Annotated in this window: 11 protein-coding genes; 7 read left to right on the top strand and 4 right to left on the bottom strand. The window is 72.6% G+C overall.

From position 1 onward, the window contains the following. Positions 1 to 31: 31 nt before the first annotated feature. The 3 genes from I596_RS10330 to I596_RS10340 all read right to left on the bottom strand — a co-directional run bounded on the left by I596_RS10330 (position 32) and on the right by I596_RS10340 (position 2,228). Positions 32 to 421, bottom strand: a complete 390-nt coding sequence (locus I596_RS10330; RefSeq protein WP_067647363.1) for a nuclear transport factor 2 family protein — start codon at positions 419 to 421, stop codon at positions 32 to 34. A gap of 40 nt (positions 422 to 461) precedes the next feature. Next, positions 462 to 1,208, bottom strand: coding sequence for an aspartate/glutamate racemase family protein (locus tag I596_RS10335; RefSeq protein WP_223303812.1), 747 nt, complete (start codon positions 1,206 to 1,208; stop codon positions 462 to 464). A gap of 363 nt (positions 1,209 to 1,571) precedes the next feature. Further along, positions 1,572 to 2,228 carry a DUF6766 family protein gene (locus I596_RS10340; protein ID WP_067647366.1) on the bottom strand — a complete coding sequence of 219 codons (657 nt, stop codon included), beginning with the start codon at positions 2,226 to 2,228 and terminating at the stop codon, positions 1,572 to 1,574. Positions 2,229 to 2,447: 219 nt separating this feature from the next. Here I596_RS10340 and I596_RS10345 point away from each other — a divergent pair, with 219 nt between their 5' ends. The 6 genes from I596_RS10345 (at position 2,448) to I596_RS10370 (ending at position 13,374) form a co-directional block, all read left to right on the top strand. Then, entirely contained in the window at positions 2,448 to 3,482 is a 1,035-nt protein-coding gene (locus I596_RS10345) for a choice-of-anchor Q domain-containing protein (protein ID WP_067647369.1), read from the top strand. A gap of 89 nt (positions 3,483 to 3,571) precedes the next feature. Next, positions 3,572 to 5,116, top strand: coding sequence for a hypothetical protein (locus I596_RS10350; protein WP_067647372.1), 1,545 nt, complete (start codon positions 3,572 to 3,574; stop codon positions 5,114 to 5,116). Positions 5,117 to 5,203: 87 nt separating this feature from the next. Next, positions 5,204 to 7,645 (top strand): right-handed parallel beta-helix repeat-containing protein, encoded by a 2,442-nt coding sequence (locus I596_RS10355; RefSeq protein ID WP_067647374.1) that lies wholly within the window; start codon positions 5,204 to 5,206, stop codon positions 7,643 to 7,645. 129 nt (positions 7,646 to 7,774) lie between these two features. Further along, complete coding sequence (locus I596_RS10360) at positions 7,775 to 8,332, top strand: RNA polymerase sigma factor (protein ID WP_067647377.1); 558 nt, start codon at positions 7,775 to 7,777, stop codon at positions 8,330 to 8,332. After that, positions 8,325 to 9,917, top strand: a complete 1,593-nt coding sequence (locus I596_RS10365) for a serine/threonine protein kinase (protein WP_067647380.1) — start codon at positions 8,325 to 8,327, stop codon at positions 9,915 to 9,917. The genes I596_RS10360 and I596_RS10365 overlap by 8 nt, the downstream gene beginning before the upstream one ends. 370 nt (positions 9,918 to 10,287) lie before the next feature. After that, complete coding sequence (locus I596_RS10370) at positions 10,288 to 13,374, top strand: CHAT domain-containing tetratricopeptide repeat protein (RefSeq protein WP_150132105.1); 3,087 nt, start codon at positions 10,288 to 10,290, stop codon at positions 13,372 to 13,374. Between the two features lie 60 nt (positions 13,375 to 13,434). On the opposite strand, the gene I596_RS10375 is transcribed toward I596_RS10370, so the two are convergent. Further along, positions 13,435 to 14,268: a glutaminyl-peptide cyclotransferase gene (locus tag I596_RS10375; RefSeq protein ID WP_083965507.1), complete on the bottom strand. Its 834-nt coding sequence runs from the start codon at positions 14,266 to 14,268 to the stop codon at positions 13,435 to 13,437. Between the two features lie 124 nt (positions 14,269 to 14,392). Here I596_RS10375 and I596_RS10380 point away from each other — a divergent pair, with 124 nt between their 5' ends. Beyond that, positions 14,393 to 15,826: a transglutaminase-like domain-containing protein gene (locus I596_RS10380; protein WP_067647386.1), complete on the top strand. Its 1,434-nt coding sequence runs from the start codon at positions 14,393 to 14,395 to the stop codon at positions 15,824 to 15,826. The last annotated feature ends 70 nt before the right edge of the window (positions 15,827 to 15,896 follow it).

Here is a 15,896-nt window from a genome sequence, read left to right on the forward strand (position 1 = left end):
TCTTCCCTGTTGGTAGTCGTGGCGTGGCATGTCAGCGCAGGACGTTCTCGCCGCTCATGAACACGTAGTAGCGACGGAACTTGCCGTCCTCGACGTACCAGAAGTTGCAGTTGCTCAGGCGCGTCTCGCGGCCCTGCGCGTCCTTCAGGCGCACGTTGAAGCGGGCCGAGACGGTCTGGTTCTCGGGATCGGCGGTGACCTCGAAGTCGCCGTGCCAGATCTCCTCGAAGCCGGCGAACAGGTTCTCGAACATCCGGCGGATGCCGTCGATGCCGCTGTGGGTCAGGTGGTCGGTCTGGATCGTGACGGCGCAGTCGGCATGGCAGGTGGCCAGCACCGCGTCCATGTTCTTCTTGTCGACGTTGCCGAAGTAGTCGTTGACGGCCAGGTCGATCAGTTGCTGGCGGCTCAGCTTGGACATCGGGTGTTCTCCTCTGGGGATGGGGAAATGCGCCGGATCGTCAGCGCGCGAAGCCGTGGTACACGGCGTCGTTGGGGACTTGCGGCGGGGGATAGGCCTTCTTGCTGTGCGTCAGGCCCAGGGTCAGCAGCATCTCGCACAGCTTGTAGGCGACCTGGCCCGGGTTGATGACCGGCACCGGCAGGCGCTCGGCGAGGTAGGCGTGCGACTGGTGCATCGTGGTGGAACCGAGCACGATGACGTCGGCACCGTCCTCCTCGATCGCCCGCATCGCCTCGTGTTCGAGCTTCTTGAACACGACCTCTTCCTTGCCGGCCAGCAGCTCTTCCAGGTCCGGCCGCGTCTTGATCGAGCGCAGCGAGGCGACCCGCGGCCACAGGGCGTATTCGGTCAGCGTCTTCTCGTACAGCGGGAACCACTCGTCCCACATGGTCAGCACGCTGAACTTCTTGCCGAGCATGCAGGCCATGTGGAACGCGGCCTGCCCCGGCGCCACCACCGGGATCGACAGCCGGGAGCGCAGCGCCGCCAGGCCCGAATCGCTGACCGTGTCGATGCAGACCGCGGCGTAGCCTGCCTGCTCGGCGTCGAGCCCGGCCTGCGCCACCGAGAAATCCATCAGCAGCGTGTCGTAGGCGCTGTCGCCCAGCGCGGCGCCCTTGGCGACCGCCACGAACTGCGGCTCGAAACCCGGCAGCACCAGGCTCGCCGGCAACTGGGCGGCGCGGCCGGCGACACCCTCGGGCCCCATCGGAATCGGGATGATGATCTTGATGCGCGCAGTCACGATTGACTTCCCCCATTGTGCAGTGCAATATGTTTTGCTGCGGCGCAATGTGTCTGTCTTCGCCGCGGCTCGCCTGCATCTAGAGCAGCAACCGTGCCAATCCCGTTTTGTTCTTTTGTATCAAGGGGATGGCCGAATCGCCCGCGTCCGTGCGGGCGATTTCATTTTCAGAATGAAACCCCGTGATTGCAGTCCGGAAGCCCGTGATGGCGGCGCTTGTACGGGCGACGGCCGCCCGGCCGCGGGATTTCGCGCAACGGCACCGCCCCATCGCCTCTGCGCCAGGCGCCGAAGGCATGGCCGTGCGCGTGGTACTGCCCCAGGCCGGGCCGTGGCCGGCGGGCGCCCGATCGGCCGGCCGCCTCAGTCCCCGGTCTGGGCGTGCGGCGCTTCCAGCGGCTTGGATTCGGGCGACGTGTCCTGGCGCAGCACGATCGACAGCAGCACCAGCGCCAGTACCGCCAGGAACTCGCTCTGCCAGTTCTGGAACGACTCGAACCAGAACTCGGCGCTGCCCAGGTGCGCCGGCAGCGTGATCGGCGGCTGTCCCTGCAATGCACGCTCGTCCACGGCGTGGCGCCAGCTGCCGTAGAGGTGGCCCGCGAACGAGGCGGCGAACAATACGAACAGCGCCAGCGACAGCGAGGTGGCATAGAGCCGCCGCCACAGTCCGCCGCGCCGTACCGGCCACGGGCGCGGGCCGGCGTCCACCCTCCGCGCGTCCTCGGCCTCGTCCAGCGGACGCGACTCGGCCGATCCGCGCTGGCGCAGCCAGACCGTCAACAGCACGTAGGCGCCCATCTGCAGGAACTCGCTCTCCCAGTTCTCGAACGTCGCCGCGATGAAATGGCCGCTGTGTGCGTAGGCCGCCAGCCCGACCGGCGCCTGGCCGGCCTGCTGCAGCTGTGCGTTCCAGGCCAGGAAGCCGCTGGCGAACTGCCCCAGCAGGAACACCACGAAGAACGCCCCCAGTACCAGGGAAAGGCCGTTGGCTCGCCAGAACGAGACATGCGACGTCATGGACCGGTCTCCGCGCGACGGGATCGGGCGAGCTTGCAACCGCCGTACTGAACCCTGTGCCGAACGCCGCCGCGCACGCGTTTGCGACGCGCCGGCGCCGGGCGAGAGATCTCCCGGCCGGCCCCGAAGCGATAGGCCGATGCGAAGCGGCGCGCGGGGCCGTGCACTCCGAGCGCGGTACCGCGTTGTACCCGGCACACCCCCGGCCCGGAGCACCCCATGCCACTGCCCGCCCACCTCAAGCCGATCCTGGCCGCCTTGATTTCGCCCGCGGCGCAGGCCGCCGTCTTCTGCGTCGGCAGCCCGGCAGAGCTCGACGCAGCCTTGACCGTCGCGCGCGCCAACGGCGAGGCCGATGACGTGCGCGTGGTGGCCGGCACCTACGCGCTGGCCGCGCCGCTGGTCTATTCGACCCACCAGGCCTTCGCCTTGACGCTGTCGGGGCGCTGGAACGCCGGCTGCACCGCCCAGGCCGGCCCGAGCTCGATCCTCGACGGACAGGGCCAGCACCGCATCCTGTATGCGTTCTCGGATGCGACCGGCGACCTGGCGATCACCGACCTGGTCTTCAGCAACGGCCGCAACACCGGCGCGATCGCCGGCGGCGGCTTGTCGATCGAGACCAGCAGCCGCCGCGTGCAGGTCGAGCGGAACCTGTTCCACGGCAACCAGGACACCGGCAGCGCCGGCGCCGCGCGCATCGCGATCAGCACCTCGGACTTCGTGCTGGTACTGCGCAACAACCTCGTGCTCGGCAATCGCGCGCCGGAAGGCGGCGGCATCGTGCTGAACGTCAGCACCGGTCCGTCGGCGTTCGTCACCGGCAATACGATCCTCGCCAATACCGCCACGCTGCCCGGCGCGCTCTGCGGCGGCCTGTGCGTCGGCGGCGTGGCCGACTTCAGCATCAGCAACAACATCCTCTGGGGCAATGCCGGCGGGGACCTGCACCTGGGCAACATCGGCAGCGCGCGCCTGAGCAGCAACGACATCGGATCGCTGACCGGCCAGCCGCCCGCGCCCGGCAGTGGCGGCAACCTGTCGGTCCCGCCCGGCTTCGAGCCGGGGCTGCTCAGCACGCGGCTGGCGCCGGACTCGCCGCTGGTCAACCGCGGCGACCCGCAGGCCGCGGGCGGCCTCGGCGCGCTCGACGCGGCGCAGGCGCCGCGCCTGCAGGGCCGCAGCGTGGACATCGGCGCGTTCGAGACCGACGTGCTGCTGCGCGTACCGTTCGAGGCCACGCCGGACCCCTAGCGTCACGGCGGCCGCGGACGGCAGCACCCGCGTGCAATCGCGTCCCCGGCCTGCGTTGTACGGCCCATCCTCCTCCGCGAAGGCTCGCCATGTCGCTCCTCCCGCCACCGCTCCGGCCCCGCGCGCTGCGCCTCGCCTTCGCCCTGTCCGGCCTGCTGGCCGGCGCTGCCGTGCCGGCGGCGACACTGACCGTGGTCCATACCGGCGACAGCGGCGCCGGCTCGCTGCGCCAGGCGATCACCGATGCCAATGCGACATCCGACGCCGACACGATCGCCTTCGCGATCCCCGGCGCCGGCCCGTTCACGATCACCCCGGCGACGCGGCTGCCGAACCTGCGCGGCGTGCTGACGATCGACGGCTTCACCCAGCCCGGCAGTCACGCCAATACGCTGGCGCCGGACCAGGGCGGCCTCGACGCGGTGCCGATGATCCAGGTCACCGGTCCGGGCAACGGCTTCGGCTTCGTGCTGGAAGGCGGCAGCGCACCCGCCAGCGTCACGCTGCGCGGCCTGGTCATCAACGGCTTCGCGCCGCACATCGGGGGTGGCGCGGCGGGCGCGCGACTGACGCTCCACGGCTGCTACATCGGCACCACCGCGGACGGGACCGCCGCCGTCCCGAGCGCCTCGATGGCCTGCATCACGACCGCCGGGACGCTGCAGCTGGGTGGCACACTGCCGGCCCAGCGCAACCTGCTGGCCAACTGCGGCAACGGTGCGGTCGTCGCCGGCAACGGCGAGACCGTCATCGAGGGCAACCTGATCGGCACCGATGCCGGTGCCGGCAGGGCCCTGCCCGGCAGCATCGCCGGCAACGGCGCCGGCATCATCGTCAACGCCGGCTCGGGCAACCCGCGCCTGCGCATCGGCGGGGCGTCCGTCGCCGCGCGCAACCTGATCTCGGGCAACCACGGCAGCGGCGGCATCGCGCTGTTCGGCACGCTCGGCTTCGCCGCCTACGCGCAGTTCGAGATCCTCGGCAACTACATCGGCACCGACTGGACCGGCACGCGCGCGATCCCCAACGGCTATCCGGACACGCCGCGGTTCAGCGGCGGCATCGTGCTCTGGCGCGTGGCACAGGACGACTCGCCGGCGCCGATCGGCGGCGACGGCCCGGGCCAGGCCAACCTGATCGCCTACAACCACGGCGCCGGCATCCTCAGCCGCGAAGGGCGCATCGGCGAGAGCTTCGACAATCGCGGCAACCGGATCCAGCACAACCGCGGCATCGGCCGCACGAATGTCGACCTGGCGCCGGCCGGGCCCACGCCGAACGACCCCGCGGATGCCGACGCCGGCGCCAACGGCGGCCAGAACTGGCCGCAGATCGACGCCGCCGTGGTGGCCGGCGGCCAGCTGCAGGTGACCTACCGCGTCGACTCGTCTCCGCAGGCATCGGCCTATCCGCTGCGGGTGGACTTCTACGAGAACGTGCAGGGCGGCAACGGCGCGCTGCTGGGCCGGGACAGCTACCCGGCCGGCGCGGCGCAGCAGCCGCGCACGATCGTGCTGGCGCTGCCGCCCGGCGCGCGGGCGGTGCCGCTGGTGGCCGTGGCGACCGACGCCCGCGGCTATTCGAGCGAGTTCTCGCCGGCCTTCGGCGTGCTGTTCGAAGACGACTTCGAATGACGCATGCGCCTTCCACGCCGTCGTGGCGTGCGATCGGCACCTCCGATGGCGTTGTACCGGAGACCCCACACCGCTCGCGAGGCCGCCATGCGTCCGTCCTTCCTCTGTTGCGTCATCCTGCTCGTGGCTGCCGCCACCCCGGTCGCCCGGGCCGATACCACCTGGTGCGTCAACAACGCCACGAGCTTCCAGCAGGCGCTGAACGCGGCACGTGACGACGACACGATCATCAAGGTCTGGCGCGGCGAGTACGTCACGCTGGACATCCGGGGCGGCACCTTCCAGGACGACCTCGACCACAATCTCACGGTGCTGGGCGGCTATTCGGACGCCGCCTGCTCGGAGGCCGGCCGTTCGCTGGACCCGGCGCTGACGGTCTTCCGTCCGGTGACGATCGGCGGCGCCTACAGCTTCGATCTCTACGTCGACGGCGACCTGCTGCTCAAGTCGCTGACGCTGCGCGGCTACGGCCGCGGCGTGGACGTCGCCAGCACGACCAGCCTGTTCGGCAGCGACACGCGCTGGACACTGGACCGCGTGCGCATCGAGCGTTCCGGTGGTGCCCTCTTCGAGGGCGCGGCGCAGCGCGCCTTGCTGCTGGCGCCGGGCAACGACGCCTCGTTGCGCCTGCATCAGGTCGTCCTCGCCGACAACGCCAGCTCGGCCTCCGGCTGCTCGGCGCAGGTCTTCACCGAAGAAGACGTCGTCGTCCAGCAGAGCACGTTCGCGCGCAATGCCGGCACGGCGCTGTGCATCAACGGCGCCCCGGACGCGCCGCTGGACGTCGACAACACCATCTTCTGGAACAACGCGCTCGGACTGGCGGTGCATAACGTCAGCTCGGCGAACTTCCACCTGCGCCACAACACGCTCGACGGCACCGCGTTCACCGCCCTGCCGTCGATCGACGTCGGCAACAACAGCTTCGATCCGCAGTTCCTGGACCCGGCCGCCGGCGACTACCGGCTGGCCGGCACCTCGCCGGCGATCAACAGCGGCGTGATGCCGCCGAGCGGCGGGCAGACGGCGACCGACATCGTCGGCAACCCACGCGTGGTCGGTGGCATCGTCGACCGTGGCCCGTGGGAGACCGACGTGTCGAACGCGACGGTCCTGGTCGTGACGACGACCGCCGGCGCGGGCGCCGGCTCGCTGGCCAGCGCGATCGAGCAGTCCAATACCACGCCCGGCACCCAGGTCATCCGCTTCGCGATTCCCGGCAGCTGCCCGCAGGTCATCTTCCAGTTCGCGGGACAGGGCCTGCCGGACATCACCGACAGCGTGCGCATCGAAGGCTACAGCCAGCCCGGCAGCGTACCGGGGGTCAACGGCCCGCCGACGATCTGCGTGGGCCTGTGGGGCAACCAGGAACTGTCCACGCTGATGCGCGTCTTCATCGGCGGCGACAATGTCAGCCTCGACGTGTCCGGCATCGGCTTCGGCGGCACCACGTTCGCCTCCGGTGCCGCGGCGCTCACCCTGCTGGCCGGCAACGGCCACCAGGTCAGCGGCAACCAGTTCGGCGGCTTCATCGGGCCGCCCGCCAACCCGGTCGCGTTGAACGTGTTGCAGAACGGCATCGTCGCCGGTTTCGCCGCCAGCAACGTGTTCATCGGCGGCAGCGACCCGGCCCAGCGCAACTACTTCAACAGCGCCAATGCCGCCGCCATCGACATCGGCTCCAGCACCGTCCATCCGGCCAACGTCCAGGTGCTCAACAACTACATCGGCCCGAAGCCGCTGGGCCTGGGAACCGACGGCAATACCACCGGCGTCGTGCTGCGCAGTACCGACGGCAACTTCGTCAACGGCAACTGGATCAGCGGCAACCGCGGGGACGGCGTACTGCTGTCCAACGCCGGCACCACCGGCAACATCATCGCCGGCAACCAGATCGGCCGCTGCCCGGCCTGCCTGACCCCGCCGTTCGGATCGGAGCCGCTGCTGCCCAATGGCGGCAACGGCGTCCACATCCGCCTCGGCGCACACGACAATCTCGTGATCGCCAACGCGATCGCCGGCAATGTCGGTGCCGGTATCGTCGACATCGACGGCCTGTCCAACCTGCTCGGCCTGAACCGCATCTACCGCAACGGTGCGCTCGGCATCGACATCGGCGGCGACGGCGTCACACCGAACAACACCAGCGCCCAGACCGGCGACGGCGTGCAGAACCATCCGGTGATCGGCCTGGCCGGCGGCGGCTTCTACGACGGCACCGTCAGCGGCGGCCTGACCGCGCCGCCCGGCCAGACCTACGTGATCGAGGTCTACCAGTCCGATGCCTGCGACCCCAGCGGCCGCGGCGAGGGCCAGCGCTCGATCGGGGCGACGGCGGTGACGACGCCGCCGTCGCCGATTCCCGGCTTCTACTCCACGGCGAGCTTCAGCGTGGCGGTGTCCTCGACCGGCCTGGCCGACCGCACGATCACCGCCGTCGCCCGCAACGAGGCCGGCGACACGTCCGAATTCTCCCCGTGCGTGTCCTACCTCTACAGCGACGTGATCTTCCAGGACGACTTCGAATGACGCTGGCGGCGCCGGTTACGGGCCGTGGCCGGTACACGCCGGTACCGGCGCCGCATCGGCGGCGGGCCGGTCCCGCGCGCGCCGGCCGGGCCGCTCTATACTTCCATGGAAGATCACGCCGGTATGCGGATGGACAGCGCCGATACCCAGGACCTGCTCGATCGTGCCCGCGAGGGCGATGTCCAGGCACGCGACGCCTTGCTGCGCCGCTACCAGGTCGCATTGACGCGCTGGGCACACGGGCGCCTCCCGCACCACGCGCGCGACCTGTCGGAGACCGCCGACCTGGTGCAGCTGACGCTGCTGCGCGCGTTCTCGCACCTGGACGGCTTCGACCCGCGGCATCCTGGTGCGTTCACGGCCTGGCTGCGCCAGATCTTCCAGAACCTGATGCGCGACGAGCTGCGGCGCTCGGAGGCGCGCGGCGGCCGCTTCCATCGCGTGGACCTGGACGCCCTCGCGCCGCAGGACGTGGTCGCGGCGGTCGGCGCGGACAGCCTGGCCAGCTACCAGGGCGCGCTGGAGACCTTGCCGCCGGACCTGCGCGAGGCGGTCGTGCTCAGCCTCGAGTTCGGCCTCAGCCACCAGGAGCTGGCGACCGCGATCGGCGCGCCCAGCGCGAACGCCGCCCGCATGCGGGTATCGCGTGCGCTGGCACTCCTGGCGGGCGTGCTCGGCGATGAATGACGAATCCCTCCAGCGCTTCGTCGAACAGCTGGCCGATCGCGCCGCGCTGGACTGGGATGCAGCCGCACGCGAACTCTCGCCGCCGCAGCTGCGCGCGCTCCGGCGCATCGAATCGATCGCTGCCGCCTACCGCAGCGCCGCGGCGGTGCCGGCTGCCGGCCGCTTCCAGCGCCTCGTGCTGCGCGAGCGGATCGGCGGCGGCTTCGGCGGCGAGGTCTGGCGCGCGCACGACCCGCTGCTCGATCGCACGGTGGCGCTCAAGCTGCGCCCGGCGGCGCCCCTGGAGGCCCGGCAGCAGGCGCGCCTGCTCGACGAAGCCTGCCTGCTGGCGCGCATCGACCACCCCAACGTGCTGCGCGTGCTCGGCGCCGAGGTCGAGCACGGCCGGACCGGCATCTGGAGCGAGTTCGTCGACGGCGAGAACCTCGACGAGCGCCTGCAGCGCGAGGGCCGCTTCGGCGGCGAGGAGGTCCGTGCGATCGGCAGCGCGATGTGCGGCGCACTCGCCGCCGTGCACCAGGCCGGTTTCGCCCACGGCGACGTCAAGCCGGCCAACCTGCTGCGCACGCGCGAGGGCCGCTACGTGCTGTGCGACCTCGGCTCGGCCGTCCCGCTGCATCCCGGCGGCCACCCCGGACCGCCGCTGTCCGGCAGCCCGCTCTACCTGGCGCCGGAAGTGCTCGCGGGCGGGCGGCCGAGCGTGGCCAGCGACCTGTACGCGCTCGGCGCCACGCTGTTCCACCTGCTGGCGGGCACCGCGCCGGTGGTCGGCGCCAACCTCGACGCGCTGCTGGCGGCCCATCGCGCCGGCCATCGCCTGCACCTGCGCGACCGGCGCCCGGACCTGCCGGCGCGCCTGGTCGGCGCCATTGAACGGGCGATCGCGCCGGATCCGGCGCAGCGGCCGGCCAGTGCCGGCGCGTTCGAAGCCGCGCTGGCCGCGCCGCCGCGGTCGCTCTCCACGTTGCTGGCCTGGATCGCGGCGGCGCTGGCGGCGACCGTCATCGCCGTGCTGGCGCTACGGCCGCCGCCGCCCGAGCCGCTGGCGGTCGAGGTGCACTGGCTGCGCGGCGACACCGCAGCGCCGCTGTTCGACGGCGCACCGGTGCGCCGCGGCGATACGCTCTATCTCGAGCTGCGCTGCGCCCGGCGGTGCTGGGCCTACGTGCTGGCCGAGGACGGCGCGCGCGAGGTCGCCACGCTGTTTCCGCTGCCGCAGACGCGGGCCAACCCGCTCGACCCGACGGCGACCGTGCGCCTGCCCGGCAGCGTGGCCGGTACCGATCGCCAGTGGCGCATCGGCGCGGCCAACGGCAGCGAGGAGCGGCTGCTGCTGGTGGTGGCACCGCAGGCGCTGCCGGCGCTGGAACAGGCCGGCGCCGGCCGCGCGATCGCCGACGGCAGCGGTGACGATGACGAACGCTTCCGCGGCGTCGACGCGATCGTTCCTTCGGCGGCTGCGCGTCGCAGCGCCGGGCTGGAGGCGCTCGCGAGCGACCTGCGTGCCACGGCCTCCCCGCTCGCCGAGACCCACTGGCTGCGGCTGCGCCGCAGCGACGCCGGCGCTGCTCCGGCGGCACGCTAGGGCGTGTCATCAATCCCTCGGTAGGCCGCGCCGTTCTTGCGTGCGTCCGGGACAAGGAAGAGGGAGGAAGTGGACGTCGGTCCACGCCCGAGCGATGACGCAGTCCCGGGCGCACGCAAGAGCGGCCCTACGGGTTGGCCCTGGAAAGCCGCCAGCGCGCGTTGCGCGGCTTGACCTGACGGCCAGTCAGGCGCGGCGCCACACTACACCCCCTGACGACTTTCCAGGGCCAACGCGACCTGCCGGGGGATTGATGACACGCCCTAGGCCCCGGACCGGACGCCTTCGCGGCGCCGGCCCGCGCGTCGGCGGTAGGATGGGCGCGCCGGCCGCTGGCGGCCGGCTGCGGCACGACGCCGCCGGAGGGCGCATGCGCAGGTGGATACGCCACGGCATCATCGGACTCGCGCTGTGCACCGGCGGCATCGCCGTGCCGGCGGCCGAGCCGGTCGATGCGGTCGAGCGCGCACTGCGTGCCGAGGACTACGCGCTCGCCGACCGCCTGACGCGCGAACGCATCGCCGCCGCCGAGCGCGAGCACGACGCGGCCTCGCCCTCGCTACTGCAGGCCATCGACCAGCGCGTGGACCTGCTGCTCGAAAGCGATCGCCAGGACCTGCCGGAGACGGCCGCCCTGATCCGGCGCGAGCGCGAGCTGGCGCAGGCGCTGGCCGGCGCCGCGTCGCGCGAGTCGGCACGCGCGCTGCTGCGCGAGGCGCGCTGGCAGCTGCAGCGCCGCGATTTCGCCGCGTTCCGCACGGCGGTCGCCGCCGCCGTGGCGATCGGCGAGCGCGTGCTGGCCGCCGATGACGCCGACCGCGCCGAGATCGACGTGCTGGCCGGCATCGGCGAGTACTACTTCCTCGGCAAGCCGCGCGACGGCGAAGCGCGCACCCGGCACGCGCTCGGCGTGCTGCGCGCACACCGGCCCGAGCGCCAGCGGGCGCTGGCGGCGGCCTTGCGCAGCGACGGGCGCATCAAGCTCGACGACCAGAAGCTGGCCGAAGCCGTGGCCGCCCTGCAGGCCTACGAGACCTACGCACGCAGCCACTTCGGCGCGGACAGCGCCCGCCGCAGCGATGCGCTGACCTGGCTCGGCTATGCGCTGCGCGAATCGGGCCGCTACGCCGAGGGTATCGAGGCGCTCGAGCACGGCGTACGCATCGCCGCGGACCTGCGGCCCTATCGGCAGCGCCTGCACGTGGACGCGCTGATCGCGCTCGGCCAGAACCTGGGCATGGTCGGCGACGTCGGCCGCGCGCAGGCGGCGTTCGAGGCGGCCGTGGCGATCGAGGAGAAGCAGCCGACCAGCGGCGGCTACCTGCTGGCACTGGCGCTCAAGAGCCTCGGCTCGCTGCACGGCAACGCCGGCGATGCCGCGCGCGCGGCCACCTACCACGCGCGGGTGCTGCCGATCTTCGAGCGGCTGTTCGGCGCCGACTCGCCGCAGGCGCGCGCCACGCGCCTGAACCACGCCGAGGCGCTGCAAGGCAACGGCCAGCTCGACCAGGCGGCGGCGATCTACGAGAACCTGATCGCCGCCTACGAGGCGGCACCGGACGCGGCCTTCGGCTCGGTCCCGCTGACGCCGTACGAGAAGCTCGCCACGCTGCGCCTCTGGCAACGCCGCTACGGCGAGGCGCAAACGCTGTACGGACGCTTTCTGGAACGCCTCGGCGACGGCCGCGATTTCGAGGAGATCAATTCACGCCGCGGCCTGGCCGGCCGGGCCGCCGCGCACTGGGGCCAGGGGCGCCACGCCCAGGCGCTGGCAGACCTCGGCCGCGCGCACGCCTCGTCGATGCGCGTGCGCCGGGCCGCGCTCGGCCAGCTCAGCGAACGGCAGATGCTGGCGCTGGACGGCAGCGAGCAGGACCTGGCCGCGCTGGCGGTCGCGATCGCCGCCGACAGCGGCGATCCGGCGCTGACCGCACAGGCCTGGACGTGGGTGCTCGAGGCCGGCGGCATCGTGACCCAAGCCGCCGCCTTGCGCATCGCGGCCGCGGCCGCGGCCCGCACGCCGGCCGGCCTCGCGCCGTGGCAGGCCTGGCGATCGGCGAACGAGGCGCTGTCGGCGGCCCGCGTCGCCGCGACCCGCTCGCCGTCGGCCGCAGCGATCAGCGCGGTGGATCAGGCGCAGGACCGGGTCGACGCCAGCGAACGCCGCATCGCCGCGCTGGACCTGCCGGCCAGCGCGGCACTGTCGGCCGGGCACGGCGACCTCGCCGCCGCGCTCGATGCGCTGCCGGACGGTGCCGTGCTGGTGCACTTCGTCGAGTCGCCCGCGGCCAGCGCCGACCGCTACCTGCGCGATCCGGTCGATGGCGCGCAGCTCTACGCGCTGGTCGGCCGGCGCGGCCGGCCGCTGCACGCGATCGATCTCGGGCCGGTGCGCGCGGTGGCCGAACAGGTCGGGCACTGGTATGCGCTGGCGTCGCGGCGCGGCACCGACGACCGGCAGACCGAAGCCGCCGGGCAGGCGCTGTACCGAAGCCTGCTGGCACCGCTCGACGGTGCGGCACAGGACCGGCGCTTCTACATCGTGCCCTCGCCCGTGCTCCATCGCGTCGCCTTCGCGGCGCTGGTCGGCGCGGACGGGCGCTACCTGGCCGAAGCCGGCTGGCGCTTCCACCTGTTCAACCACGAGCGCGAAGCCCTGCTGCCCGCGCCGGGGGCCGGCGGACGGCTGCTGCTGGCAGGCGCCGCACAGGCCCGTGCCGGTGCGCCCCTGCCGGCGCCGCGCCTGCGCAAGGCCTGCCCCGGCCTGGACGCGGACGCGTTCGCCGTCCTGCCGGGCGCGTCGAGCGAGATCACCGCCTTGCGCGAGGTGGCCGCCGGACATGTCGGCGCGATCGACGTGCTGGCCGGTGCCGCCGCTACCGAGGCGGCCGTGCGTGGCGCGCTGCCCGGGCACGCCATCGTGCACCTGGCGACCCATGCATTCGCGTTCGGCGATCGCTGCCTGGATGGCGCCGGCCTGCGTGCGATCGCGCTGGACCGGCCATCGGACCAGGACCGGACGATCGACCCGGCCGGCCTGTCCGGGCTGTCGGCCCTGGCGTTCCTGCCTGCGGCCGGCGACCGCAACGGCCTCGACGGCCTGCTGACCAGCGAGGAGATCGCCACGCTGGACCTGTCCGCCGCCGACTGGGTCGTGCTGTCGGCCTGCGAGACCGCGCTCGGCCGCGTCCGGGGCGACGAGGGCGTCTTCGGCCTGCGCCGCGCGTTCCGCCTGGCCGGCGCGCGCACGGTGGTGATGAGTCTCTGGAAGGTCGAGGACACGGCGACCGCCGAGTTCATGCACGCGCTCTACACGGCCCGCCTGGTCGACCGGCGCGACACGCCGGCGGCGGTGCAGGCGGCGATGCAGGCGACGCTCGCGGCACGGCGCGCGCGCGGCGCGTCCACGCATCCGCTGTACTGGGCCGGCTTCGTCGCGGCGGGGGCCTGGCGCTGAGGAGCGCCGCCGGCAACCGGGTGCGGCGCGGCGCGCGGATGCGCCCGGACGCGCCTGCCGCTACTTGCGCCGTTCCAGGCGGATCTCGAACAGCTTCGGCCACCACTTGCCGGTGATGAACAGGCGGTCGCCCTTGGCGTCGTAGGCGATGCCGTTGAGCACGTCGACCGGCGGCTTGCGGTCGTCCTCGGTCAGCAGGCCGATGAGCTCCATCTGGCCGGTGACCTCGCCGCTGGCCGGATCGATCATCACGATGTGGTCGGTCGGCCAGACGTTGGCGAACACCTGGCCCTTGACGAATTCGAGCTCGTTGAGACCGTTCAGCGGCCGGCCGTTGACGCGGACCTCGACCCGGCCGGTCTCCGCGAACGTCTCCGGATCGAGGAACCGCAGCGTCGCCGTACCGTCGCTCATGATCAGGCGCTTGCCGTCGTGCGTGAGGCCCCAGCCTTCGCCGGCGTAGCCGAAGCTGCGCTGCTGCTTGAGATCGGCCAGGCCGTAGACGAAGCCGGTCTGCGTGCGCCAGGTGAGCTGGATCAGGCGATCGCGCCAGTCGGTCAGTCCCTCGGCGAAGTGCTGCGGGTCGACGTCGTGCCGCTCCAGCACCTTGCCGGTCGCCAGCTCGACCTTGCGCAGCGAGGACTGGCCGTTGAGGCCGGTGCTTTCGTACAGGTACCCGTCGCGGAAGATCAGCCCCTGCGTGAAGGCGCCGCGGTCGTGCGGGTAGACCTTGACGACGTGGGCGTCGTAGATCGGTGGCGTCACCGGCTTGGCCGGCATCAGCAGCTGCGCCTGCGCAGCGCCTGCAATCGAGAAAAGGGCCGCCACGGCGAAGCCGAACAGCGCCCGGCGGCGCGACGGCGCACCGGCGGGCGGAGAGAGCGCGTCAATCATCGATCGAAAACGGTCCAGCCGATGGAAGGCCGCGACTCTAGCAGATCGCTGGCGGCCCGCCCGCGGCGGCGCCGGCCGCCGTCGATACGGCACAATGGCGGATCGATCCCGTCCGCCCATCGCCATGCGCCGTTTCCTGCTCGCCGTCCTGCTCCTGCTGCCTGCTGCCGTCCTCGCCGAACCGCCGCAACAGCAATGGTTCACCGCCCTGCTCGACGGCCGCAAGATCGGCCAGCTCGAAGCCGGCCGTACGCTGCGCGACGGCACGGTGCACACCACGCAGCGGATGGCGCTGGTGCTCGACCGCGCCGGCAGCCGCGTGACGATGGAAAGCGCGTCCGAGGCAGTCGAGACACCGGCCGGCGCGCCGCTGAGTTTCGCCAATGCCAGCCGCCTGTCGGGCAGCGCGACCCGGATCGACGGCACCGTGGCGGGCGGCAACGCGACGGTGCGGATCAGCGGCGACCACGTCGACCAGGTGCGCCAGGTGCCGTGGCCGGCCGGCGCCCTGCTGCCCGAGGGCCTGCGCCTGGCCAGCCTGCGCGCCGGCCTGACGCCCGGGACGCGCTACACCGCGCTCGCGTTCCAGGACCTCACGCTGGACGCGATCGAGATCACGACCGTGGTCGGGCCGCGCGAGCGCGTGGACCTTCCCGGCGGCGCGCGCGAGCTGGTGCGGCTGGCGCAGACGCTCCACTTCCCCGGCGCGCCGGTCGCGACCACGGCCTGGGTCGACGAGGACCTGACGGCGTGGAAATTCATCATGCCGGTCCTCGGCGCGGACCTGACCCTGCTCGCCTGCGAGCGCGCCTGCGCCGAAGCGCCCAACCAGACCAGCGACCTGTTCGAGCGGCTGCTGATGAAGTCGCCGCGGCCGCTGATGCCGGCCGAACTCGGCGACGGGCTGCGCTACACGCTGGCGGCACGCAACGGCGATGCGGCCCGTCTGGCGCTGCCGCAGACCGCCGAGCAGCGCAGCGAGCGGCAGGACGGACGGTGGCGCGTGGAGATCCGCCGCGATGCCGGTACCGGCGGCGGACCCGCACCGGTGGCAGCCGACCGTGCCGCCAACGACTGGCTGCAGAGCGGCGCGCCGGAGATCGTCGCGCTGGCCCGCCGCGGCGCCGGCGCGGGCGGCGATGCCGCCGTGCGCATGCAGCGCCTGGAAGGCTTCGTGCGCGGCTTCATCACGACCAAGAGTCTCGGCGTCGGCTATGCCTCGGCGCTGGAAGTCGCCCGCAAGCCCGAGGGCGACTGCACCGAGCACGCCGTGCTGCTGGCGGCGCTGGCGCGCGCCGACGGTATCGCCGCCCGCGTCGTCACCGGACTGGCCTATGCGCCCGGTTTCGCCGGCACCCGCGATGCGTTCGTCCCGCACGCCTGGGTGCAGGCCTGGACCGGCGACCGGTGGCGCAGCTACGACGCGGCGCTGGACGGTTTCGACGCCGGCCACATCGCGCTGGCGGTTGGCGACGGCGACCCGTGGCGCTTCTATGCCGGCCTCGACACGCTCGGCAACCTGGTGCTGGAAGCGGTCGAGCCGGTCGCGTCCCGCTGATCCGTCGGTCCGGAGTCCGGCCGGCCGGCCGGCCGGCCGGCGCACCCCCGGATACGGCGCGGCGACGGCG

The sequence above is a fragment of the Dokdonella koreensis DS-123 genome (genome assembly GCF_001632775.1).
GTDB classification, from domain to species: domain Bacteria; phylum Pseudomonadota; class Gammaproteobacteria; order Xanthomonadales; family Rhodanobacteraceae; genus Dokdonella; species Dokdonella koreensis.